General features: G+C 59.9%; 27 protein-coding genes. 18 read left to right on the plus strand and 9 right to left on the minus strand.

The window, feature by feature from the left end:
• The first annotated feature begins 10 nt into the window (after positions 1 to 10).
• From ctaD to ACQZ6J_RS10225, 5 genes are all read left to right on the plus strand, one after another.
• A complete protein-coding gene (ctaD, locus tag ACQZ6J_RS10205) occupies positions 11 to 1,705 on the plus strand; it encodes a cytochrome c oxidase subunit I (RefSeq protein ID WP_163984477.1) in 1,695 nt (564 codons plus the stop codon).
• Positions 1,706 to 1,763: 58 nt separating this feature from the next.
• Positions 1,764 to 2,723 (plus strand): heme o synthase, encoded by a 960-nt coding sequence (locus tag ACQZ6J_RS10210; RefSeq protein ID WP_449083765.1) that lies wholly within the window; start codon positions 1,764 to 1,766, stop codon positions 2,721 to 2,723.
• The gene (locus tag ACQZ6J_RS10215; RefSeq protein ID WP_015339051.1) at positions 2,720 to 2,860 is read left to right on the plus strand and encodes a hypothetical protein; all 141 of its coding nucleotides are present in this window, start codon (positions 2,720 to 2,722) and stop codon (positions 2,858 to 2,860) included. Before ACQZ6J_RS10210 ends, ACQZ6J_RS10215 begins: the two co-directional genes overlap by 4 nt.
• 9 nt (positions 2,861 to 2,869) lie before the next feature.
• Complete coding sequence (locus ACQZ6J_RS10220) at positions 2,870 to 3,481, plus strand: cytochrome c oxidase assembly protein (protein WP_449083767.1); 612 nt, start codon at positions 2,870 to 2,872, stop codon at positions 3,479 to 3,481.
• Positions 3,482 to 3,544: 63 nt separating this feature from the next.
• Positions 3,545 to 4,423 (plus strand): cytochrome c oxidase subunit 3, encoded by an 879-nt coding sequence (locus ACQZ6J_RS10225; RefSeq protein ID WP_163984474.1) that lies wholly within the window; start codon positions 3,545 to 3,547, stop codon positions 4,421 to 4,423.
• Between the two features lie 62 nt (positions 4,424 to 4,485).
• Here the strand turns inward: ACQZ6J_RS10225 and ACQZ6J_RS10230 are convergent, their stop codons facing one another.
• On the minus strand, positions 4,486 to 5,136 hold the full coding sequence (locus ACQZ6J_RS10230) for a chloramphenicol phosphotransferase CPT family protein (RefSeq protein WP_449083769.1): 651 nt from the start codon (positions 5,134 to 5,136) through the stop codon (positions 4,486 to 4,488).
• Between the two features lie 148 nt (positions 5,137 to 5,284).
• Here ACQZ6J_RS10230 and ACQZ6J_RS10235 point away from each other — a divergent pair, with 148 nt between their 5' ends.
• The 8 genes from ACQZ6J_RS10235 (at position 5,285) to ACQZ6J_RS10270 (ending at position 12,073) form a co-directional block, all read left to right on the plus strand.
• Positions 5,285 to 5,704, plus strand: a complete 420-nt coding sequence (locus ACQZ6J_RS10235; protein WP_163984472.1) for a DUF983 domain-containing protein — start codon at positions 5,285 to 5,287, stop codon at positions 5,702 to 5,704.
• A 7-nt stretch (positions 5,705 to 5,711) separates the two neighbouring features.
• On the plus strand, positions 5,712 to 6,458 hold the full coding sequence (locus ACQZ6J_RS10240; protein ID WP_449084163.1) for an SURF1 family protein: 747 nt from the start codon (positions 5,712 to 5,714) through the stop codon (positions 6,456 to 6,458).
• A 105-nt stretch (positions 6,459 to 6,563) separates the two neighbouring features.
• The gene (gene ispH / locus ACQZ6J_RS10245) at positions 6,564 to 7,571 is read left to right on the plus strand and encodes a 4-hydroxy-3-methylbut-2-enyl diphosphate reductase (RefSeq protein ID WP_449083771.1); all 1,008 of its coding nucleotides are present in this window, start codon (positions 6,564 to 6,566) and stop codon (positions 7,569 to 7,571) included.
• Between the two features lie 194 nt (positions 7,572 to 7,765).
• Positions 7,766 to 8,731 carry a homoserine kinase gene (locus tag ACQZ6J_RS10250; RefSeq protein WP_163984470.1) on the plus strand — a complete coding sequence of 322 codons (966 nt, stop codon included), beginning with the start codon at positions 7,766 to 7,768 and terminating at the stop codon, positions 8,729 to 8,731.
• Positions 8,728 to 9,168, plus strand: a complete 441-nt coding sequence (rnhA, locus tag ACQZ6J_RS10255; RefSeq protein ID WP_163984469.1) for a ribonuclease HI — start codon at positions 8,728 to 8,730, stop codon at positions 9,166 to 9,168. Before ACQZ6J_RS10250 ends, rnhA begins: the two co-directional genes overlap by 4 nt.
• Before the next feature lie 518 nt (positions 9,169 to 9,686).
• The gene (locus tag ACQZ6J_RS10260; protein WP_449083774.1) at positions 9,687 to 10,691 is read left to right on the plus strand and encodes a hypothetical protein; all 1,005 of its coding nucleotides are present in this window, start codon (positions 9,687 to 9,689) and stop codon (positions 10,689 to 10,691) included.
• Positions 10,692 to 11,016: 325 nt separating this feature from the next.
• On the plus strand, positions 11,017 to 11,445 hold the full coding sequence (locus ACQZ6J_RS10265; protein ID WP_449083776.1) for a hypothetical protein: 429 nt from the start codon (positions 11,017 to 11,019) through the stop codon (positions 11,443 to 11,445).
• Positions 11,446 to 11,764: 319 nt separating this feature from the next.
• Entirely contained in the window at positions 11,765 to 12,073 is a 309-nt protein-coding gene (locus tag ACQZ6J_RS10270) for a Dabb family protein (protein WP_163984466.1), read from the plus strand.
• A gap of 51 nt (positions 12,074 to 12,124) precedes the next feature.
• On the opposite strand, the gene ACQZ6J_RS10275 is transcribed toward ACQZ6J_RS10270, so the two are convergent.
• Genes ACQZ6J_RS10275 through ACQZ6J_RS10290 form a run of 4 tightly spaced genes read right to left on the minus strand, consistent with a single transcriptional unit; the run spans position 12,125 to position 14,823 of the window.
• Positions 12,125 to 13,027 carry a metal ABC transporter substrate-binding protein gene (locus tag ACQZ6J_RS10275; protein ID WP_449083778.1) on the minus strand — a complete coding sequence of 301 codons (903 nt, stop codon included), beginning with the start codon at positions 13,025 to 13,027 and terminating at the stop codon, positions 12,125 to 12,127.
• Between the two features lie 19 nt (positions 13,028 to 13,046).
• A complete protein-coding gene (locus ACQZ6J_RS10280; RefSeq protein WP_163984464.1) occupies positions 13,047 to 13,919 on the minus strand; it encodes a metal ABC transporter permease in 873 nt (290 codons plus the stop codon).
• Complete coding sequence (locus ACQZ6J_RS10285; protein WP_449083781.1) at positions 13,916 to 14,698, minus strand: metal ABC transporter ATP-binding protein; 783 nt, start codon at positions 14,696 to 14,698, stop codon at positions 13,916 to 13,918. The genes ACQZ6J_RS10280 and ACQZ6J_RS10285 overlap by 4 nt, the downstream gene beginning before the upstream one ends.
• Positions 14,695 to 14,823 carry a hypothetical protein gene (locus tag ACQZ6J_RS10290; RefSeq protein WP_281411010.1) on the minus strand — a complete coding sequence of 43 codons (129 nt, stop codon included), beginning with the start codon at positions 14,821 to 14,823 and terminating at the stop codon, positions 14,695 to 14,697. Before ACQZ6J_RS10290 ends, ACQZ6J_RS10285 begins: the two co-directional genes overlap by 4 nt.
• Positions 14,824 to 15,005: 182 nt before the next feature.
• On the opposite strand from ACQZ6J_RS10290, the gene ACQZ6J_RS10295 reads away from it, so the two are divergent.
• Together ACQZ6J_RS10295 and ACQZ6J_RS10300 are read left to right on the plus strand one after the other, a co-directional pair.
• A complete protein-coding gene (locus ACQZ6J_RS10295; RefSeq protein WP_163984462.1) occupies positions 15,006 to 15,251 on the plus strand; it encodes a type II toxin-antitoxin system ParD family antitoxin in 246 nt (81 codons plus the stop codon).
• Between the two features lie 63 nt (positions 15,252 to 15,314).
• On the plus strand, positions 15,315 to 15,560 hold the full coding sequence (locus ACQZ6J_RS10300; protein ID WP_449084164.1) for a type II toxin-antitoxin system RelE/ParE family toxin: 246 nt from the start codon (positions 15,315 to 15,317) through the stop codon (positions 15,558 to 15,560).
• 46 nt (positions 15,561 to 15,606) lie between these two features.
• Here the strand turns inward: ACQZ6J_RS10300 and ACQZ6J_RS10305 are convergent, their stop codons facing one another.
• Positions 15,607 to 16,092, minus strand: a complete 486-nt coding sequence (locus tag ACQZ6J_RS10305; protein ID WP_163984460.1) for a peroxiredoxin — start codon at positions 16,090 to 16,092, stop codon at positions 15,607 to 15,609.
• 83 nt (positions 16,093 to 16,175) lie between these two features.
• A complete protein-coding gene (locus tag ACQZ6J_RS10310) occupies positions 16,176 to 17,003 on the minus strand; it encodes a protein-disulfide reductase DsbD domain-containing protein (protein ID WP_449083784.1) in 828 nt (275 codons plus the stop codon).
• A gap of 140 nt (positions 17,004 to 17,143) precedes the next feature.
• Here ACQZ6J_RS10310 and ACQZ6J_RS10315 point away from each other — a divergent pair, with 140 nt between their 5' ends.
• The 3 genes from ACQZ6J_RS10315 (at position 17,144) to ACQZ6J_RS10325 (ending at position 19,234) form a co-directional block, all read left to right on the plus strand.
• On the plus strand, positions 17,144 to 17,749 hold the full coding sequence (locus ACQZ6J_RS10315; RefSeq protein ID WP_163984458.1) for a YqgE/AlgH family protein: 606 nt from the start codon (positions 17,144 to 17,146) through the stop codon (positions 17,747 to 17,749).
• A gap of 95 nt (positions 17,750 to 17,844) precedes the next feature.
• Positions 17,845 to 18,036, plus strand: a complete 192-nt coding sequence (locus ACQZ6J_RS10320) for a CsbD family protein (RefSeq protein WP_112796577.1) — start codon at positions 17,845 to 17,847, stop codon at positions 18,034 to 18,036.
• 142 nt (positions 18,037 to 18,178) lie between these two features.
• Positions 18,179 to 19,234 carry a zinc-binding metallopeptidase family protein gene (locus tag ACQZ6J_RS10325; RefSeq protein WP_449083787.1) on the plus strand — a complete coding sequence of 352 codons (1,056 nt, stop codon included), beginning with the start codon at positions 18,179 to 18,181 and terminating at the stop codon, positions 19,232 to 19,234.
• Positions 19,235 to 19,241: 7 nt separating this feature from the next.
• On the opposite strand, the gene ACQZ6J_RS10330 is transcribed toward ACQZ6J_RS10325, so the two are convergent.
• Complete coding sequence (locus ACQZ6J_RS10330) at positions 19,242 to 22,154, minus strand: sensor domain-containing phosphodiesterase (RefSeq protein WP_163984456.1); 2,913 nt, start codon at positions 22,152 to 22,154, stop codon at positions 19,242 to 19,244.
• Positions 22,151 to 22,765 carry a GNAT family N-acetyltransferase gene (locus ACQZ6J_RS10335; RefSeq protein ID WP_163984455.1) on the minus strand — a complete coding sequence of 205 codons (615 nt, stop codon included), beginning with the start codon at positions 22,763 to 22,765 and terminating at the stop codon, positions 22,151 to 22,153. Before ACQZ6J_RS10335 ends, ACQZ6J_RS10330 begins: the two co-directional genes overlap by 4 nt.
• Positions 22,766 to 22,805: the final 40 nt, after the last annotated feature.

Raw genomic sequence — 22,805 nt, forward strand, 5'->3', positions numbered from 1 at the left:
GGTAGGAACAATGGCTGGATCCACGGCACACGACGATCACTCGCACGATCTTCACGACGCTCATGCGCATGATGATCATCACGCTCACAAACAACGCTTCGCTGACCGTTGGCTTTTCTCGACGAATCACAAGGACATCGGCACGCTCTACCTGATCTTTGCGATCTGTGCGGGCGTCATCGGCTTCCTTCTGTCGGTCGCCATCCGCATGGAATTGCAGGAACCCGGCATTCAGATCTTCAGCGGTCTGGCGTCGATGGTTTACGGCTATTCCGGCGACGCCGCCATCGACGGCGGCAAGCAGATGTACAACGTCTTCGTCACCGCCCACGCGCTGATCATGATCTTCTTCATGGTCATGCCGGCGATGATCGGCGGCTTTGCCAACTGGATGGTGCCGATCATGATCGGCGCGCCGGATATGGCTTTCCCGCGCCTCAACAACATTTCCTTCTGGCTTCTCGTCCCGGCATTCCTGCTGCTCATCCTTTCGATGTTCGTCGAAGGTCCGGCGGGTGCTTATGGCGCGGGCGCCGGCTGGACGATGTATGTGCCCTTGTCGGGCACGGTCGGCCATCCGGGCCCGGCGATCGACCTGGTGATTTTCGCCCTCCATCTGGCGGGTGCGTCCTCGATCCTCGGTGCGATCAACTTCATCACGACCATCCTCAACATGCGCGCTCCCGGCATGACGCTGCACAAGATGCCGCTGTTTGCCTGGTCGGTTCTGATCACCGCATTCCTGCTGCTTCTGTCGCTGCCCGTCCTCGCCGGCGCCATCACCATGGTGCTGACCGACCGTAACTTCGGCACGACCTTCTTCGCGCCGGAAGGCGGCGGCGATCCGCTGCTCTACCAGCACCTCTTCTGGTTCTTCGGCCATCCGGAAGTCTACATCCTGATCCTGCCCGGCTTCGGCATGATCAGCCACATCATCTCGACCTTCTCGCGCAAACCGATCTTCGGCTACCTCGGCATGGCCTACGCCATGGTGGCGATCGGTGCGGTCGGCTTCGTCGTCTGGGCCCACCACATGTACGTAACCGGCCTGTCGCTCGACACGCAGCGCTACTTCGTGTTCGCGACGATGGTCATCGCCGTCCCCACGGGCGTCAAGATTTTCTCGTGGATCGCGACGATGTGGGGCGGTTCCATCGAGTTCCGCACGCCGATGATCTGGGCGCTCGGCTTCATCTTCCTGTTCACGCTCGGCGGCGTTACCGGCGTTCAGCTCGCCAATGCCGGCCTCGACCGCGAACTGCATGCAACCTACTTTGTGGTCGCGCACTTCCATTACGTGTTGTCGCTCGGCGCCGTCTTCGCCATCTTCGCCGCCTGGTACTACTGGTTCCCGAAGATGACCGGCTACATGTACAATGAGCGGATCGGAAACTGGCACTTCTGGATCACCTTCATCGGCGTGAACATGGTGTTTTTCCCGCAGCACTTCCTGGGCCGCGCGGGCATGCCGCGCCGCTACATCGACTATCCGGATGCCTATGCCGGCTGGAACTTCGTTTCCTCCATCGGCTCCTATGTCGCAGCCGTGGGCGTTTGCTTCTTCTTCTGGGGCGTTATAGATGCTTTCGTGAAGAAGCGCGTTGCAGGCAACAATCCCTGGGGCGAGGGTGCGACCACGCTCGAGTGGCAGCTTTCGTCGCCGCCGCCCCATCATCAGTGGGAAGAGCTGCCGCGCATCAAGTAATCCGGTTCCGGACGCCGTGACACGCGGCGTCCGGCTCAACTGATAATTGGAAGAAAGAATGACGGTCATCGACAATCACGAAGCGCTCGCGAAGCAAGGCGAAACCGGCTTGTCGGAAGCGAGTGCGCGCGATTATTTCGAGCTTCTGAAGCCGCGTGTCATGTCGCTGGTCGTCTTCACCGCCTTCACCGGCCTGGTGTTGGCCCCCGGCCACATCAATCCGGTGCTCGGCTTCATCGCCATCCTCTGCATCGCCGTGGGTGCCGGCGCGTCCGGCGCTTTGAACATGTGGTATGATGCCGATATCGATGCCGTGATGAGCCGCACCGCACGCCGGCCGATCCCCTCGGGGCGCATCAACCCGTCGGAAGCCCTGGCGTTCGGCCTCGTGCTGTCGGGCTTCTCGGTGACGATCCTCGGTCTGGCGATAAACTGGCTTTCCGCCGGCATCCTCGCGTTCACCATTTTCTTCTATGCCGTGGTCTACACGATGTGGCTGAAGCGTTCGACGCCGCAGAACATCGTCATCGGCGGCGCTGCAGGCGCTTTTCCGCCGGTGATCGGCTGGGCTTGCGTGACCGGCAGCGTGACGATCGAGAGCGTCGTGCTCTTCCTCATCATCTTTCTGTGGACACCGGCGCATTTCTGGGCGCTGGCCCTGTTCAAGATGGGAGACTACGAAGCCGTCGATGTGCCGATGCTGCCGAATGTCGCCGGGATACCGGCGACCAAGAATCAGATCGTCGTCTATGCCGTGCTGACCGCCGTCATCGGCGTCGCTCCGGCTCTCATGGGCTTTGCAAGCTTCGGCTATGGCGTCGTTGCCGCAGTTCTCGGCGCGATCTTCGTACACTGTTCCATCGCCGTCTGGCGTATGGCCGATGGCGACGTGAAGATGGTGCCGGCAAAGAAGCTCTTCGGCTTTTCCATATTCTATCTTTTCGCGATCTTTTCCGCGCTGCTGATCGACCGGCTCGTTGCCGTGCTGATGTCGGGCGCCGCCGGAGGCTGGCTATGATCGAACTCGTCAAACTGACGGAAGCGCAGAAGAAATCACGGCGAGGGCGGAATATTGCACTCGGCCTGGTACTGGCCGGTCTGGTGGTGCTGTTCTACGCGATCACCATCATCAAGGTCGGTTCTGGACACGTTTGAGGAGGCGTGATGGAGGGGGAGGTCAAAAAGAGCGCGAGGAACGGCAGCCGTAACAACGGGCTGGTCGTTGCCATGTGCCTCAGCTTCGTCATCGGTATGACTGCCATGTGCGCCGCTGCCGTGCCGCTCTATCGCATGTTCTGCCAGGTGACGGGCTATAACGGCACGACGCAGCGCGTCGAGCAGGTGTCCAACCTCATCCTCGACAGGCAGATCCAGGTTTCCTTCGACGCCAATGTCGCGCCCGGCCTGCCATGGGATTTCAAGCCGTTGCAGAAGACGGTAAGCCCGAAGATCGGCGAGACGGTCGAGGTCAAGTTCGAGATCGAGAACAAGTCCGACAAGCCGGAACGCGGCCAGGCGATCTTCAACGTCACGCCGCTGGAAGCCGGGGTCTATTTCAACAAGGTCCAGTGCTTCTGCTTCAACGAAACGGATCTCGCGCCAGGGGAAAAGCGCGAGATGTCGGTGGTTTTCTACGTCGATCCTGAGATCGCCAAGGCCGTGGAAACCAAGACGATCAACGCCCTGACACTGTCCTACACATACTACCCGCGGGAAGGCGTAAAGCCCGTGGCGTCGAATGAAGGTGCAGTACAGCCGGCGGAAAAGAAACTTTGATGGAGAGTGCTTTTCGGTTTGACCGGAAGCAGTATGGGAAAAAGTTATTCGGGGATTGCTGATATGGCCGAAGCGCATCAAAAGAAACACGACTATCACATTATCGATCCCAGCCCATGGCCGATCGTCGCGGCCATTGGCGCCTTCGTAATCACCTTCGGCGGCGTCGGTTTCATGCGCTATCTGAATGGTGGCACGCTGCATCTGTTCGGACTGAACCTGGCGCAGCCATGGTTGTTTTTCATCGGTCTGGCCCTGATCCTCTACGTCATGTACGGCTGGTGGGCCGATACGATCAAGGAAGCGCATGAAGGCGCGCATACCCGCGTCGTCTCGCTGCATCTGCGCTACGGCATGATTATGTTCATCGCCTCCGAGGTGATGTTCTTCGTTGCCTGGTTCTGGGCCTATTTCGACGTCAGCCTGTTCCCCAACGAGGCGATCCAGGCCTCGCGCACGGCCTTCCTCGGCGGCCAGTTCCCGCCGAAGGGCGTCGAGGTTCTCGATCCCTGGCACCTGCCGATCTACAACACCATCATCCTGCTGCTGTCGGGCACTACGGTCACCTGGGCACACCATGCGCTGCTGCATGGCGACCGCAAGGGGCTGATCCAGGGTCTGACGCTCACCGTCCTTCTCGGCGCCCTGTTTTCCTGCGTCCAGGCCTATGAATATGCCCATGCGCCGTTCGAGTTCAGAAACTCGATCTACGGTGCGACCTTCTTCATGGCGACCGGCTTCCATGGCTTCCACGTTCTGATCGGCACCATCTTCCTGCTGGTGTGCCTGGTGCGCGCCATCCGCGGAGATTTCACGCCGAAACAGCATTTCGGCTTCGAAGCGGCCGCCTGGTACTGGCACTTCGTCGACGTCGTCTGGCTGTTCCTCTTCTTCTGCATCTATATCTGGGGCAGCTGGGGCGCACCGGTCGCCGCCGGCTGACCGGCCTCGATCTTTCGATGACAAAAGGCGGGCGCTCGGTGCCCGCCTTTTTGTTTGGGCGCTCAGCTTCCGGATGCCAGTCTCTCGAACGCGGTCGGATGAGATATGGGGCAAGCGAGTCGTTGCCGGATTTCCTCGGCACAGGCCTCCGGGCTGCTGATCGATGTATCGACCTCGAGATCGTAGATGCCGGGCCGATGCACATGCTCCTGCCAGGCGACGACCGGAGCGGGGATGGGCATGCCGGCCTCAACCGCCACATAGGCACCCTGTCTTTCCGGCCCTTCCGCCAGCCGCCGCTGCATCACGATATCGAGCGGGCAGCGTACGCCGACAAACAAGGCCGGCAGCCCCGCAAGCAGCCGAGCGCAATCGCCGAGAATGCCGAGCGGCCGCGAATGGGCGTCGTGATGGCCGAATTCGGCGACGACATCCAGCCCCATGCGGCTGTGCGCGGCGATGGAGGCATAGAGTGCGGCATAAAGGCGCGGAATCAGTTGCTCGAGGTCGGGCCGTTCGCCGCCAGGTCGCAAACCGATACCGGGCCGATAGCGTGGAGGCATGATGTGTCGCACATGGGCGTCGACGCCGAGATTGACCCAGACGCCCTCGAATCTCTCCTGAATCACTTCGACGATGCTGCTCTTTCCGGATCGCGGCGCACCGTTCAGAATGATGATATGGCCGGATGGCGTTCCGTCGCTGAGTGCCATGATTTCAGTCCTTTTTGCGCGCTTTCCGGGCCTATGACGGGAACATCCGAGCTTTTCGATTGGACGGATGTGCACATCACGGCTACTGATAATGACGGGGCGAGATCTTTCCATTCGCCCGCAATTGTAGGCTGATCGAGACAGAACTTTGAGCTCAGAACAAGACAAGACACCGGATGAGGCATCCCACACCGACAGCGCTCACTTTGCGCCCGTCGATCCGTTCAAGGTCGGCATCCAGGGATGTTGTCCACGCTGCGGCCAAGGCAAGCTCTTCGATGGATTATTGTCGCTGAAGCCGCGCTGCGCCGCTTGTAACCTCGACTACGCTTTCGCCGATGCGGGAGATGGCCCGGCCGTCTTCGTCATCCTGATCGTCGGCTTCATCATCATCGGCTCGGTCCTGTGGATGCAGATCAATTATGCGCCGCCGATCTGGGTCTATATCGTGCTGTTCGCACCGTTGACGATTATCCTCTCCCTTCTGTCCCTGCGTTGGTGCAAGGGCATTCTGATCGCCCTGCAATATCGCAACAACGCCAGCGAGGGGCGCGTCAGTCGTGACTGAGCCGACGATGGCCGTCCGTCGCGCCAATCCCTTGTGGCAGATCGGCAAGGCACTGCTTCTGCTTGTCGCTCTCGTCATCCTGATCGGGCTCGGTACCTGGCAGGTCGAGCGGCTGCAATGGAAAGAAGGCCTGCTGGCCGATATCGCCGCACGCACGGATGCACCCGCCGTCCCCTTGTCGGCGATCGAGACCATGGCTGCGTCCGGCGGCGATATAGAATATCGTGTGGTAACCGCCACCGGCCATTACCTGAACGACAAGGAGCGGCATTTCCTCGCGACTTATGACGGCGACCCCGGCTATCATATCTACACGCCGCTGCAGCTGGACGATGGCCGCTATGTCTTCGTCAATCGGGGATTCGTGCCCACGGAGGCCAAGGAGCCTGAAAAGCGCAAACAGGGTGAGTTGACCGGCGAGCAAACCGTCACCGGCCTCGCGCGCGCCAAGCTTGCCGGGCAGCCCTCGGGCATGCCGGACAACGATCTCGGCAAGAACATATTCTTCTGGAAGGATCTGGACACCATGGCGTCCAGCGTCGGTTTGCCGAAGGACAAGGTGCTGCCCTTCTTCATCGATGCCGGCAAGACGCCCAATCCGCAAGGCCTGCCGATCGGCGGCGTAACCATCGTCGATCTGCCGAACAGCCATCTGCAATATGCCGTGACCTGGTATGGGCTGGCGGTCGCGCTGGTCGCCATCGTCGCCATTTCCTGGTGGCGCAAACACCACCCGGATGCGCCCCGGCAATAGAGGCATGCAATAGAATAGCTTCATTTCGATGGAATATTCGGCTAGAGCAGGCGGCAAGGCGAACCTATCTATGGCTGAGCCACCGTTGCGGATTTCGGAAGAGAGATGAACATAGCCGTTTCCAAACCTGACCTGACCATCCGGCTTTGCGGGCCGCGCGGCTTCTGCGCCGGCGTCGATCGCGCCATCCAGATCGTCGTTCTGGCGCTGAAGGCCTATGGCGCGCCGGTCTATGTCCGTCACGAGATCGTGCACAATCGCTATGTCGTCGAAGGACTGGAAGCGAAGGGTGCGATCTTCGTCGAGGAACTGGACGAAATCCCGGCCGAGCATCGCGCCCAGCCCGTCGTCTTCTCCGCGCATGGCGTGCCGAAATCCGTGCCGGCGGATGCCGATGCGCGCAATCTTTTCTACCTCGATGCGACCTGTCCGCTGGTTTCCAAGGTGCACAAGCAGGCCATGCGCCACAATCGCCTCGGCCGCCATGTGGTGCTGATCGGCCATGCCGGCCATCCGGAAGTGATCGGCACAATGGGCCAGCTGCCCGAAGGCACCGTATCGTTGATCGAGACGGTGGAAGACGCCGACACCTACGAGCCCGCCGATCCCGACAATCTCGGCTTCGTCACGCAGACGACGCTCTCGGTCGACGATACCGCCGGCGTCATCGCGCGGCTGCAGGAACGCTTCCCCAATCTTACCGCGCCGGCTGCCGACTCGATCTGCTATGCCACCACCAACCGCCAGGAAGTGGTGAAGGAAGCGGCTCCGGGTTGCGATCTCTTCATCGTCGTCGGCGCTCCGAACTCCTCCAATTCCAAGCGCCTCGTCGAAGTGGCGCTGCGGGCGGGGGCAAAAAAGTCCGTGCTCGTCCAGCGCGCCGCCGAGATCGATTGGGATAACATCGGCGCTATCAAAACCGTTGGCCTGTCGGCTGGTGCATCTGCGCCAGAAGTCATCGTCAACGAGATCATCGAAGCCTTCCGCGCCCGCTACAATGCCGTCGTGGAGCTCGCCGAAACTGTGAAGGAAACCGAGAATTTCCTCGTCAATCGCGAGCTGCGCAGTATAGAGCTGACGACGGCGGACATGGCTTTCGTCAACGGGGATTGAGCAAGACCCCATCGTCCTTCGAGGGCTTTGCCGCTTGCGTTGTCGCTGCATCGGCAAAGCACCTCGGGATGAGGTGGCGTCAGTCTTAAGGCCGTGTGCCAAGGACTAGCCCTCATGGCGAGGAGGCCTGAACGGCCGTCTCGAACCCCGAGGGCGGGTGGCTACGGCGCATGCGTGTATCAAGGGAATAATTCGTGGCTGTTTATACCGATATTACCGAAGACGATTTGAAGTGGTTCCTGACCGAATATGATGTCGGTGAATTGCTGTCCTACAAGGGCATTGCCGAGGGCGTCGAGAACTCCAATTTCCTGCTGCATACGACGCGGGATCCGCTGATCCTGACGCTCTATGAGAAGCGCGTCGACAAGGGTGATCTGCCGTTCTTCCTTGGGTTGATGCAGCATCTGGCAAGCCGCGGCCTGTCATGCCCGCTGCCTCTGCCGCGCCGCGACGGCGCCTTGCTCGGTCATCTCTCCGGCCGTCCCGCCGCTCTGATTTCCTTCCTCGAAGGCATGTGGCTGCGCAAGCCCGAGGCGCATCATTGCCGCGAAGTCGGCAAGGCGCTTGCCGCCATGCATCTCGCCGGCGAAGGCTTCGAAATCCGCCGTCCGAACGCGCTGTCGCTGCAAGGCTGGCAGGCGCTCTGGGAAAAGTCCGAGGCACGCGCCGACGAGGTCGAAGCCGGCCTGCAGGACGAGATCCGCAGCGAGCTCGACTTCCTCGGGCAGCATTGGCCGAAGGATCTGCCCGAGGGCGTCATCCATGCCGATCTTTTCCCGGACAATGTCTTCTTCCTCGGCGACACGCTGTCCGGCCTGATCGATTTCTATTTCGCCTGCAACGATCAGCTCGCCTACGACGTCTCGATCTGCCTCAATGCCTGGTGCTTCGAGAAGGATCACGCCTACAACATCACCAAGGGCATGGCGCTGCTGGAAGGCTATCAGAGCGTGAGGCCGCTGAGCGCTGCCGAAATCGCCGCATTGCCGACGCTTGCGCGCGGCTCGGCGCTGCGCTTCTTCCTGACGCGTCTCTATGACTGGCTGACCACGCCGGCTGGCGCGATGGTCACCAAGAAGGACCCGATCGAATATCTGCGCAAGCTGCGCTTCCACCGCCAGATCGCCTCCGCCGCCGAATACGGGCTGCAGGCATGAAGCACGTCGATATTTTTACGGATGGCGCCTGCTCGGGCAATCCCGGTCCTGGCGGCTGGGGCGCCGTGCTTCGCTACGGCGAGGTGGAAAAGGAACTCTCCGGCGGCGAGGCGGATACGACCAACAACCGCATGGAGCTGATGGCGGCGATTTCCGCCCTCAGCGCCCTGAAAGCGCCCTGCGAGGTCGATCTCTATACCGACAGCGTCTACGTCAAGGACGGCATCACCAAATGGATTTTCGGCTGGAAAAAGAACGGCTGGAAGACGGCGGACAAGAAGCCGGTGAAGAATGCCGAGCTGTGGCAGGCACTGGATGAGGCCTATAATCGCCACAAGGTAACGCTGCATTGGGTCAAGGGCCATGCGGGGCATCCGGAAAACGAGCGGGCCGACGAGCTGGCGCGTAGCGGCATGGAGCCTTTTAAGAAGAGGTAGGGGTGGTGGTGCGCCTCTGTGACTGCCAGAATAGTTTTGTCCGTTGAGTTGTCTGTCCGGATGCGAAACGTGAGTTTATCGGACATATGTAGCGAGCACTTAGCTTTGTCCGAAACAAGTTACCTTCGCGGACAATGCCTCCTAGCGGTCTTATGACCTCTATGCGGTAGCGAAAGCCGATGCGGAGAGATCGCATGCAGTGCCGCGAGTGAGTTGGGGCCTGCCGAACCTGCAGCACCTCATAGAGAAACAGCTGCGCGTAGGACTTAAATACTCCTTGTAAAAAGTGCAGTTTTGCTAATCCGTGTCTATCGCGCTCGTCATACGAAGACGCACATCGGTCCAAACCATAATCGAAGCTAAGCCAACTTCTCAACGATACGCTGCACCAGGAGCTGCAAGTCAAGGTATGACCTAAAGAGTTGCTCTCTGGGGAAAATGCTAATCTTTAATTGCGTGACAGTATAGAATTGAGGCACAAAGGCTATAGTAACGCGCCGGACGCAGGGACATAAACCGTGGATTTGGAATTACTTTTCAGCCTTATAAGCCAGCAGGGAACCCTTGAGCAGGTCAGCACTTTTCTGAGAGAGAGAAAACTTCCATTCTCAGGAAACTCCTGGCAGGCGATGATAAATTCGCGGTTGCGCCCATTTTCCGACGATGGCCGGCTCACAGAAGCCGATTTTATCGAGTTATTGCGGCAAACTGAGGAACACGGCGGACAGCATATATTCCACTACACATTGGTAGATGGCAGAAATGTTGCAAAACTGTTCGACGGAAGCCTTCCGGGGCTGCTCTCTGCCGCCGGCTTCCCAGCATTAGGGACGACATCGCTAGTAGACATGCCCAACAGTCCCACAATCGTTGAGGTGCGCGAAGAAGGTGGCAGTACGCGCTCAATCATCTTTAAGATCGTGGAAAGGCGAACTACGCTGGAAAAGATATCTGACTCTGTTTCCGGACAAGGCAAGGTAATTGTGACCTACGACCAAATCCCCTATCGCGCTGTCAACATGATGCGCATTCGGGAGGATGGCTTAGCAGAAATTCGAATTCAGAGTTCCGCAGACGCCATAAGTTATGGAGGGAACGCGGAAGCAGTATTTGGCCTCCTGAAGCCGGTAGTCGATAGACTAGATTGGAAGGACCAACATCTCGATAAATTCAAAGCCAATCTCCTCGATGGAAGCAAAAGAACGTTATTGCAGACAATCTTTGGTTTAAGGCACACGCAACATTCGAATTCCGTGGGCACTAGGCTCTCTGCCGCAGCGGCTGGTATTGGTTCAAGTATGTACGACGACGCTGAAGGTGTTGCGACTTTGGACAGGTTTTTGCAAAAAAAAGACGACGCGTACTGTGAACGTGTTACCATCACCATGAAACGGCATGGCCCAATGGAACGTTCTATAGGATTGCTGGTGACTGGCGAAGCTAACGAGATGGCCATCACCAGCAAAGTGTCTAAAAGCGAATATGAATACATCATCGGCAAAATCTTAGAGCACAACAAATGAGCCCGCCAGTCCAATGGGTCCAACGACTGCATCGCCTCATCTCAAACATGCGTGCCAGCCAGCGGCCTGTTGAGTATCCGGCGAAGCGCGTCGTTGAGCTTGTTGGCGCACCAAACGTAGCCGTCCTCAACGCTGAATTGACAAAACTAATTGGCGCAGGGCAATTGGATGCCGTTTATCGAATACGTTCTCAGCAAACTGGCGCGGGCATTGCTGAGTACCATTCGATTGCGGATATACCCCAAAGATTGTTCGACGATACAGCCGACACATACCAAGACATCGTCTTAGGCCGAGATGTCGAAACGGTTTACCGGGCTCCTTAATGATGATGCCCACAGAAGAAGAATGGCGTCGGCTGAGCGACCAAATCATCGCGACGGTAAGTGCGGCACCCGCGGCTGACCAGCTTAGGATATTCAAGGAACAACTTGCCTTGCTACCTGAGCAACCAAGAAAAATGGTTGAGCATTTTGTTTTGTTAGCCATCACATTTAAAGCACACGATAACGACCCAAAGGTTGCAATGAGCAAGCACTTTCATCTCTCCGTTGTTAGCACATTTACATTGGTCGTCACACTCGTATTAATTGGGGGAGGTCTATACCTCGTTTCGCTTTCAGGTGATGACGGAGTTTCAAAGATAGACATTTTGGGTGCGGCGGTAGAGACAAATAGCGTTGGGGTAGCATGCTTTGCGCTGGCTGCGCTTACGTTTTTGTTTACTATCCGTTCGGTCGTATCCAAGATGTAACTTACCATTCCGCGCAAGGTTGCTGAGGCTCGTAAGCAGTCGACGGGAAAGTAGTAGATGCGTACCCTATCAGTAGCCGATTTAACAAGAAGGCAGGTAGGCGTCGCGCTATACCTAGCCTAGTTACGCAGAAGGCTCAGTCTCGTGGGCTTTTGAGCCTTGGTGGACGCTCTCTCCGAGTCCACCATTTTGTCCGCATTGGCCGGAAAGTGGTTATAATAGCCATCGCCTCCGAAAAAGCCAAACATCACCCCCACCCCCACCTTGCCCCCCGATCCTTTCCCTCTATGCTGCCCTCGACACTCAGGGAGGCTGACTTATGATCCTGCATTGCGTTTTTCTTCGGCTCAAATCCGCCATGACACAGGATGAGAAGAAGGCTCTCTTCGAAGCGGTGGACGCCTTGCGGAAGGTCATACCCGGCATCGTCGATGTGAAATACGGGCCAAACGTCTCGCCCGAGGGCTTGCATGGTGGTTTCGCGGATGGATTTGTCGTCACCTTCGAGAGCGCCGAAGCGCGCGATGCCTATTTGGTGCATCCCGATCACGTCGCCGTCGGCGAGCGGATCGTTTCGTCCACGGATGGCGGCTTGGCCGGCCTGATGGTCTTCGACTTCAATATCTGAGTTGGCGCGGTCGCAGGCGGATTATGGCTGCGACCGTGCCTGTTTCTGGGATCAGCTTGATTTCGCCATCGCCGTCGCCAGCTGCTCAACGTTATAACGGAACATTTTTTCGTATGTCGAAGCCGGTCCGTTGGACTTGGAGAGTGCTTCGACATAGAGCTCGCCGCCCGGCTCTGCGCCGGTTGCCTTGGCGACCTGCTTGACCAGGCGCGGATCGTTCGAGTTTTCGAAGAAGTAGGTCTTCACATGCTCGGTCTTGATCTGCTCGATCAGCTTGGCGACGTCGGCGGCCGAGGCTTCCGTTTCCGTGGAGACGCCGAGCGGCGACAGGAAGCTCACCTTGTATTCGCGGCCGAAGTAGCCGAAGGCGTCGTGGCTGGTCAGCACCTTGCGGCGATCGTCCGGGATCTTGTCGAACTTGCTGTGCGCATAGGCATCGAGCTCGGTCAGGACCTTGGTGTAGCGCTCGGCATTGGCCTTGAAGTCGGCGGCGTCGGTCGGATCGGCGGCGGACAGGGCCTTCTCGATATTGGCGACCCAGATCTTCACATTGACCGGGCTGTTCCAGACATGCGGATCGGTGACCGTCTTGCCGTCATCGACCATGGTGCGCGTGTTGATACCTTCCGAGACGACGACAGGCGTTCCCTTGTAGCCCGATGCGGTGATCAGCCGATCCATCCAGCCTTCCAGGCCTTCGCCGCTGACGAAGGTGACTTTCGCGGCGTTGAGCCTCTTGGCATCGGCCGGCGACGGCTCGAATTCATGGGGGTCGCCGTTCGGGCCGACGAGGCTCGACACCTTCACATGGTCGCCGCCGACCTGCTTGACGACATCGGCAAGCACGGTGAAGGAAGCGACGACATCAAGCGTCTCGGCGGAGGCCGGTGCCGCGACGCCAAAGGCGACGAAGGCCGTTGCTGCGGCAGAGAGGAGCAGTCTTCGTTTGTTCATGCGAGTCTCCTTGTTTGGATTAGCCCCGGAGATGGGGACGGGGAAAGAACCGCCGGGCGAGGCCCGAGGGCGCGAAGAGAATGGAAAGGCCATAGATCACGCTTGCGGTGATGATGATCGTGGGGCCCGAAGCAAATTCGAGGTGATAGGAAGCGATCAAGCCGATATAGCCGGCAGCCATTGCCGTGCCGGTTGCGATCGCCATCATGGCAGGCAGGCTGCGCGACCAGAGTTGCGCGACCGCGGCGGGCAGCATCATCAGCCCGACGGCCATCAGCGTGCCGAGCGCCTGGAAGCTGGCGACGAGGTTGAGCACGACGAGCAGCAGGAACAGGAAATGATAGATCGGCCCGCGCCCGCCGACGGCGCGCAGGAAGCCGGGATCGAAGCACTCCATGACCAGCGGCCGGTAGATGATGGCGAGCGCGAGCAGCGTTACCGTGGTGATGGCGCCGATCTGGTAGAGGGCCGGCGCGTCGATCGCGAGGATGGTGCCGAAGAGCACATGCAGCAGATCGATGTTGGAGCCGCGCAGCGACACGATGAGAACGCCGAGCGCCAGCGAGGTCAGGTAAAAGCTGGCGAAGCTCGCGTCCTCCTGCAGCACCGTCACGCGGCTGACAAGGCCGGAAAGCAGCGCCACGGAAAGGCCGGCCACCAGCCCGCCAAGCCCCATGGCGGTCAGCGACAGCGAACCGGCAATTAGATAGCCGATCGCAGCCCCGGGAAGAACCGCATGGCTCATGGCATCGCCCATCAGGCTCATGCGCCTGAGCATCAGGAACACACCGATCGGCCCGGAGCCGAGGCCGAGGCAAATGCATGCGACGAGCGCGCGCCGCATGAAGCCGTAATCCGCAAAGGGCGCCAGGAAGATGTCGTAGGCGGTCATTCGGCCGGCTCCCGCTTCACCAGGCCGCCTTCGCTTTCCACATCGTCGGCCGAGCACTCGTCGGCTTCCATGTCCCAGCGTTCGGCCATGGCGCGCGCCCTGATGAGGTTGGTCGCGCTCATTACGTCCTGCGTCTTGCCCCATCCCACAAGTTCGCGGGCGATCAGCAGCGTTTCGGGGAAATAGGCGCGCACCTGCTCGAAATCGTGCAGCACGGCGATGACGGTGCGCCCCTCCCTGTTCCATCGCAAGACGATGTCGAGAAGGTCGCGCGTGGTCCGCTGGTCGATCGCCGTGAACGGTTCATCCAGCAGGATGACGCGGGCATCCTGCAATAGTAGCCGCGCAAAGAGGACGCGCTGGAACTGCCCGGCCGAAAGCGAGCCGATATGCCGCCGCTCGAAGCCGGAGAGCCCGACGAGATCAAGCGCTTCGCGCGCCCGCTCGGCATCCTTGCGGGAGAATTGGCCGAAGGCGCCGGCATTCTTCCAGGCGCCGAGCATCACGGTGTCGGCGACCGAAATCGGAAAGCGTCTGACGATATCGGCCGCCTGCGGCAGGTAGCCGAAATCGTTGCGCATCAGCGTGCCACGGTCGATCGATCCTTCCGCTGGGCGCAACTCGCCGACGATCGCCTTGAGCAATGTCGATTTGCCGGCACCGTTCGGCCCGGCGATCGCCGTCAGGCTGCCTTCCGCAAAGCTGCCCGAGACATGGTGCACCGCCGGATGACGTTCATAGGCGACAGTGAGATTGCTAAGGCGGATCAGTGCGCTCATGCCAGAGCCACCGCCCAGCCGATGGCAGCCCAAAGCACCACAATGCCGACCGCCACATAGGCGAGGCGCATCACGGCCGAGCGGCCCATCAGGGAGGGCGCGAAGGGATCACGGTCGAAGGGCATTCAGGGAGCTCTCAATTATGTAATAACATTACACGTAGTAGCCGATCAAATGCGGCGAAAAAGAGGCGAATGATGGATTGACGGTCGTTGAGCACCGGTGATTGGAGTTTTGCCCCATCAATGCTATATTTGATGCATTATCTGTTACTAGCTCTTCGGAATGGCCCACAGGGGAGGCGCGCATGAATGTTTCCATCGGCGAGCGCTGGGAAAAATTTGTCGAGAAAACGGTGGAAGAAGGCCGCTACAGCTCTGCCAGCGAAGTTGTGCGGGAAGGTCTCCGGCTCGTGGAAGAGCGTGAAGCAAAAATAGCAGCTTTGCGGCGTACTCTAGAGGCATCGATTGCGCGCGGGGGCGACATATCTGACGAGGATCTTGGTGCCGCCTTGGAAGCTAAAGCCGCTGAACTGGCAAAAGAAGGCGATTGAGTGCCTCGGCTCCGCTATACAGCCGCAGCGCAAGATAATATCCTTGATATTCTTGTATTCATCATGGGCCAAAGCGGCAGCCAAGAGGTTGCTCTACAGTTCACTGGCCAACTACGCCGCAAATGCGCGGATCTCGCGGCTTTGCCGGGCCAGATGGGCTGCCCGCGGCCGGAGCCGCGAGATGATATGCGCAGCTTTGGATTTCGCGGCTATATAATCTTCTTTCGCTATGTCGATGATGTTTTCGAGGTCTTGAATGTGCTCGAAGGACATGGCGATTTCGATGCCCATTTCAACGAAGAAGAATAAGGCAGGAGCGCCCCAGGGGCGCTCCGCATCTTCCATGTGAATGGTCTTAGAGCTGCTCGATCATCGCGGCCGCACCCGATACGGTTGCCTGACCGGGGCTTTCCTCGATGTTCAGCGTCTTCACCACGCCGTCTTCCACCAGCATGGAGTAGCGCTTCGAGCGGATGCCGAGGCCGCCGGCGGAGAGATCGACGTCGAGGCCTAGCGCCTTGGTGAAGGAGCCGTCCCAGTCGGCGAGGAAATGAATCTTGCCGAGGCCGCCGGACGATTGCGCCCAGGCGCCCATGACGTGCCAGTCATTGATGGCGACGACGGCAATGTCATCGACGCCCTTGGCGAGAATGGTGTCGCGGTTCTCGAGATAGCCCGGCAAGTGGTTGAGCGAGCAAGTGGGCGTGAAGGCGCCGGGGACGGCGAAGAGCACGACGCGTTTGCCGGCAAACAGCTGCTCGGTGCTGATCTCGACCGGGCCGTCGGCGGTCTTTTCCTTGAAGGTGGCGGCAGGCAGCGTGTCGCCGATGGCGATGGTCATGGCACTCTCCTTGGGTCGTGAATTCGCGGCGCTCGCGTGGCCGCCGATTGCATGAAAACGGTTTGGGAAACTATAGATCCGCTCTATTCGAGCGCAAGGGTGGTTTCCATGGCGCGATCGCCATCGACCACCAGGATGCCCCAGCTCTTGCCCTTCGGATCGTAATTCTTCGGCAGCTTGCCGATCTCTATGTCGGTCGAGAAGGTGGCCCCCTCCCACGTCGCGTTCGCCTGCTGGAAAAAGACATAGCCCGATGGCCCGGTTACATAGATCGCCGGTGTTTTACCGGCCGCTTCCGGCAGCGTCAGACGCAGCGAAAGGCTTTTGGCATCGGCGGAGATCGTGTGGCTCTGGACGGCGAAATCCGATGACGGTGCTTCCGGCAACAGGGCTTTTGCCGCATCCAGCAGGGCCAGTTCATGCGATGTCGGCTGCTCGCCCACCGGCAACGTCAGCGAAAGCTCGGCCTGGAAGGGGATGCAAATGTCCTTGCAAAGGCCGATGAAGGCGCTCAGCTCAAGCTTTTCCGGCGGTTTGCCCATAAGGCGAAAATCGAGCGGCAACGTAACCGGCGCGTCGTAGCCGATTTCCTGTATGGGGCCGACGCTGATCGGCTTCGGTATGGGATACCCGGTCTTTTCCAATGTCACGCCGCTGCCGGGCGCAGGCGTCACCTGTGGCGGAATCCCGCTCTGGCCAGGCTCGCGCCAATAGGTAATCCAGCCGGGTTCCGGCTCGATCTGCAGGGCCGCGCGTATATGCCCCTGGGCGTCCGGCGCCAGCGCCACCAGGCGCATTCGGCCGCCCTGATTGTCCACCCAGTCGCTGGTGGCGGCATGGGCCATTGCAACGCCGCACAGCAGGGCGGCAAATGGTATCGACAGGCGGGCGAGAGTTCTTATTCCAATCATGAAACAAGGATTTAGCGGATTGGAGCATCGGGAGCCAGCACGGTCGAAGCAGGAAATGATCATTTTCAGTTGATTGATTTATGACATTGCCCCATCTTGGCTACAGGCGGTGCAGTTGTGGACTGCGGTCAGGAGGCACGATGTCCCTATCGACGCTGAAGAATAGACGCGAAAGAGGTTTTCTCGACGGTCAGTTCCTGATCGCTATGCCCGGTATGGAGGATCGGAATTTCCATCGGACGGTCATTTACATTTGCGCACATTCCGACGCAGGCGCCATGGGCTTCGTCATCAACCGGGCCCAGAAGCTGACATTCACCGATGTGCTTTTGCATCTGGACATGATCAAGGACGACGATGCCATTGTTCTTCCGGCGATGGCGCGCGATTTTCCGATCCAGACCGGCGGCCCGGTCGAAAGCGGCCGCGGTTTCGTGCTGCATTCGGACGATTACATCAGCGACAGCAGCATTCCGGTCAGCGACGACATCAGTCTGACGGCGACGCTCGATATCGTGCGGGCCATTTCAAAAGGCAGCGGGCCGAAGCGTGCAACGATGCTGCTCGGCTATGCCGGCTGGGGTGCCGGCCAGCTCGAAGCGGAAATCGGCAATAATGGCTGGCTGAATTGCCCGGCAAACGAGGAATTGATCTTCGACCGCAGCCTCGACAACAAGTACGAGCGTGCCCTGGCGCTGATGGGAATCCATCCGGCGATGCTGTCGCCCCATGCGGGGCATAGCTGAACCGATTTGCGTTATTTTGGAACGAAATAGCGTGCGCGACGTTTTCCTGACAGAGCAACGGCAATTCTGCCGTGCCAGCCAAGGAGGCGTAAGACATGAGCAGCACGACCGACAAGGTGTCCGGCAAGGTGAATGAAATCGCCGGCAAGGCCAAGCAGATGGCCGGCAAGGCGACCGACGACAAGGAAATGCGCGCCAAGGGTGCGGCCCAGGAAGCCAAGGGCAAGGTACAGACTGCCGTTGGCAAGGCCAAGGACAAGGTGAAGGGCGCGGTAGACCGGATGTAGCCGGCTGCTTGTATTCTTACATCTATGGTCGCTGCTCCGTTTGAATGAATGTTGCAGCAGCGATGTTGGGAGGAAGGGCCTGTTACGGAAACGTGGCAGGCTCTTTACTGTGGGGTCGGTACATCTTTTTTTCCGAGGGACCATGCGGCTTTTCACCTGCGATCACTGCGGCCAGCCCGTTCATTTCGACAACAGGCAATGTGTCCGTTGCGGCCATCAGCTCGGCTTCGTTCCGGATCGTCTGGCAATCCATGCGCTCGACGCCGACGAGGCCTCGAATTGGCATCTCGTTTCCGAACCGACGCGACATGTGCGGTTCTGCGCCAATGCGGACCTCGATATCTGCAACTGGCTCATCGATGCGGACGATCAGCAACCCTATTGCGTCGCCTGCCGTCACAATCGTCTGGTTCCGAATACCGATACCCAGCAGGGAATAGACCGCTGGCGGCGCATCGGGCAGGCGCAGCGGCATCTGTTCTATTCCCTGTTGCGCTGGAACCTGCCGCATCCCGACCGGGTGGAGGACCCCCAAGGCGGATTGGTCTTCGATTTCCTCGAGGATGAGGTGCAAGGCGGCACCGTCGTCCCGGCCATGACCGGCCATGAGGAGGGGCTGATCGCCATTCGTGCCGCCGAGGCCGACGACGTGACGCGCGAACAGGCGCGCACCTCGATGAACGAGCCCTATCGCACCTTGCTCGGCCATTTCCGCCACGAGACCGGACATTTCATCTGGAACAAGCTCGTTCGCGACCGCGGGCAGTTCGATGCGTTCCGTGCGGTCTTCGGCGACGAGCGCGCCGATTATGGCATGGCGCTTCAGGCCCATTACGACAACGGCCCGCCCGCAAACTGGCAGGAGAACTTCATCAGCGCCTATGCGAGCGCTCACCCGTGGGAGGATTTTGCCGAATGCTTCGCGCATTACCTGCATATCGTCGATACACTGGAAACGGCGCGCTCCTTCGGCTTGGCGATCGATCCCCAACGGTATCACGAGATGGCGGCCGAGGTGGATTTCAATCCCTATAAGGCTGAAAGCGCCGAGCAGCTTGTCAGCGCCTGGATCCCGTTGAGCGTGGCGATCAACTCCATTCAGCGCAGCATGGGGCAGCCGGATTCCTACCCCTTCATCCTGTCGCCCCCGGTCGTCGCGAAGCTCGACTACCTCCGGGAGCTGATCGACAACGCCTGACCAGGCATCAGGCGCGCTTCGTCAGCGGAAAGCGTTCCTTCAACAGACGCAGCACCGAATCCGAGCCCATCGGCGGGCCGAAGATGAAGCTCTGGCCATAGGTGCAGCCGATCTTGGCAAGCTCCAGCGCGTCCTCTTCGGATTCGATGCCCTCGGCGACGACGCGCATGTTGAGTTCGCGCGCCATGGAAATGACCGAACGCAACAGCACAGCCTTCTTGTCGCTCTCGTCGCGGACCATGGCCTTGTCGAGCTTGATCGTGTCGAACGGGAAGCGGGTGAGATAGGCAAGCGACGAGTAGCCGGTACCGAAATCGTCGAGCGCCAGGCCGATGCCGGCGTCGCGCAGCTTGTCGAGCACCAGCCGCGCCTGCTCCGGGTTCTCCATCACCTGCGATTCCGTCAGCTCGAGCTTGATCCGGCTCGGATCGCAATGGGTCTTGGCAAGCAGGGCGCGGATATCGTCGTAAAGCTCATTGTTGAGCAACTGCACGCTGGAAAGGTTGATGGAGACGAACAGCGGCAGATCGCCGGTCTGTCGCTGCCATGCCTTCAGGTCGTTGGTTGCCTGTTCGAGCGCGAACATGCCGAGCGGGCCGATGATGTCGGAGGCCTCGGCGATCGGAATGAACTCCGATGGCGGAATGTTGCCGCGCTTGGGGTGTTCCCAGCGCATCAGCGCCTCGAAGCCCGCGACTTCGGCGTCCTCCAGCCGGACGATCGGCTGGTAGACGAGCGAGAGTTCCTTGCGCTCGACGGCGCGGCGCAGATCGGTTTCGAGTTGCAGCCGGTCGGTGCCGAAGCTGCGGAAGGCCGGCTGGAAGGGCTCGACGCGATTGCCGCCGGCGCGCTTGGCGCGGTACATGGCAAGTTCGGCGTCGCTGAGCATCCCGGCCGCATTTTCCTGCTGATCGACCCACGATGTCAGCCCGACCGATGCCGTAAGGATAATTTCGCGATTGGCGAAGTTGATCGGCACCATGATCGCCTTGCTGATCGCATCGGCAAAGTCGGCCACCTTGGCCGGATCGCGTTCGGAAACGAGAATGAGGCCGAACTGGTCGCCCGAGAGGCGGGCAAGCGTATCCTGAGGCTTCATGAGGCGGCGAAGACGACGGGTCAACGCGATAAGGATATTGTCACCGGCGGCAACGCCGAGCGTATCGTTGACGAGTTTGTAGCGGTCGATGTCGATGACCATCACGGTCGGCCGCAGCTGGTTTCCGTCCGATGCCAGCGTCAGAACAGCCTGCAGGCGATCGAGGAAGACCTGTCTGTTCGGCAATCCGGTCAGATTGTCGTGCACCGCGTCGTGCAGCAGGCGTTCGACCGAATTCTTCTGCTCGGTGATATCGACGATCGTGCCGACGCAGCGAATGATCTCGCCGTTGGAGCCGAGCACCGGCCGGGCGCGGATCGACAGCCAGTGGAAATGCCCATCCTCCGCGCGAATGCGGAATTCATGGTTCAGCCGGCCGCGCCGATGTTCCAGCAGCACGTCGAGCGTCGCTCGGAAGCGGTCGCGATCGTCGGGATGCAGCCGTGGCAGCCAGTTGCGCGCCGCGCCATGCATGGTGCCGGGCGAAAGGCCGAGCTTCATCGAGATATCGGGCGTCGTCACGACACGGTCGCGCGCCACGTCCCAATCCCAGACGGTGTCGCCGGAACCCGTTAGCGCCAGCGATTGCCGCTCCAGATCCGAAAACAGCCCCTGCTGGAACGCGCCGCCGGCAAAGGCGTGCTGCATGACGGTGAAGCCGATCAGCAGAACGATCAGCACCAGACCGCCACCGAGCGCGGGCTGGATGATGTCGTTGTCGAGCTTGCCCATGACCGTCATCCAGCCGCCGAAGAGCCAGACAAGGATCAGTGCCCAGGCAGGAACGAGCAGGATGGCGCGGTCATAACGGCTGAAGCCGAGATAGATGATGAGCAGAAGGCCCGCCGTCGCCGTCAGGGCCAGCGACAATCGCGCGATGCCGGACGCAATCGACGGGTCATAGATCGCGACGCCGAAGAGCAGGGCAAGGCCGAGGACCCAGGCCAGCGTCACATAGCCGAGATGGGCATGCCAGCGATTGAGGTTGAGGTAGGTGAACAGGAAGATCACCAGGCTCGACGCGAGCGCCACCTCCGCACAGGCGCGCCATATTCGCTGGTCGCTGGAGGTGATGCTGATGAGCTTGCCGAGGAAGCCGAAATCCACGCAGATGTAGCCGAGCACGGCCCAGGCGAGTGCCGCCGTCGCCGGCAGCATCGACGTGCCCTTGACCACGAAAAGGATGGTCAGGAACACCGCCAGCAGCCCGGCGATGCCGAGCACGATGCCTCGGTAGAGCGTGAAGGCGTTGACCGTATCCTTGTAGGCGTTCGGTTCCCAAAGGTAGAGCTGCGGCAGGCTCGGCGAGGAAAGCTCCGCGACGAAGGTGACGACAGCACCCGGATTCAGCGTGATGCGGAAGACATCGGCCTCATCGCTCGGCTGCCGGTCGAGCGCGAAACCTTCGCTCGGCGTGATCGCGACGATGCGCTGCGAACCGAGATCGGGCCAGAAGACTTTCGAATTCACCAGGCGGAAATGCGGGGCGACGATGACGCGTTCGAGCTGCTCTTCGGAGACGTTGGCGAGCGCGAAGACCGCCCAGTCGCCCTGGTGGTTCGGCGAAGAGGATCGTACCTCAATGCGGCGCCGGATGCCGTCGGCGCCGGCCGCCGTCGAAACCTGAAAGGCTTCGCCCTGGTTGGTGTAGATTTCCGTCGTTGCCGTCAGGTCGAGAGCGGTATCGTCGCGCGAGATCTTCACGGGCTCGGCTGCGTGCGCCATGCCGGCGATCAACAGCAGCATAGCGGCCGCAAGCGTTGCGATCACGGCGCACAGCCGCCTGGCCATCGGCCATGTCTGCAGCACTCCGGCGATCATCGCTGGTCGAAGCTTCGGTTCAGGTCGGCATCGGATGCCAGCCTTGAAAACATCACATGGTCGCGCCACTGACCGTTGATTTTAAGATAACCGCGCAAATGACCTTCCCGCTGGAAACCGGCTTTTTCCAAAAGCCGCATGCTACGCTCGTTATCCGGAATACAGGCTGCTTCAATTCGGTGCAACTCAAGTCCGGAAAAGATATAGGGTATAACCAACTGAAGTGCGGCGAACATGTGGCCCTGGCCGGAATAGCGTTCGCCCATCCAATATCCGATCATGCAGCTCTGCGCGGCACCGCGGCGAATGTATCCGATCGTGATGCCTCCCACCAGCGTCATGTTTTCCCTGAGGAAAACGAAAAGCGGTATGGCTTGGCCGGAACTGTATTCCTGCTTGCCACGGATGATGCGCGCCCGATAGGCGCCTTCGGTCAGCTCGTCATGCCGCCAGGTCGGCTCCCACGGCTCCAGAAAGCGGCGGCTTTCCGCCCGAAGCCTGTGCCATTGGTTGAAATCGGAATAGCGCGGCAGGCGCAGCAAATATTGTTCGTTTTCGAGTTCAACCGCGTCCGGGTGACGTGAGAGAAATCGAAAGACAGATTTTTGCATGCCGCCAAGCACTCCCCCGAGAATTGAACCCATAGGCCCG

The organism is Rhizobium sp. A37_96, assembly GCF_053521765.1.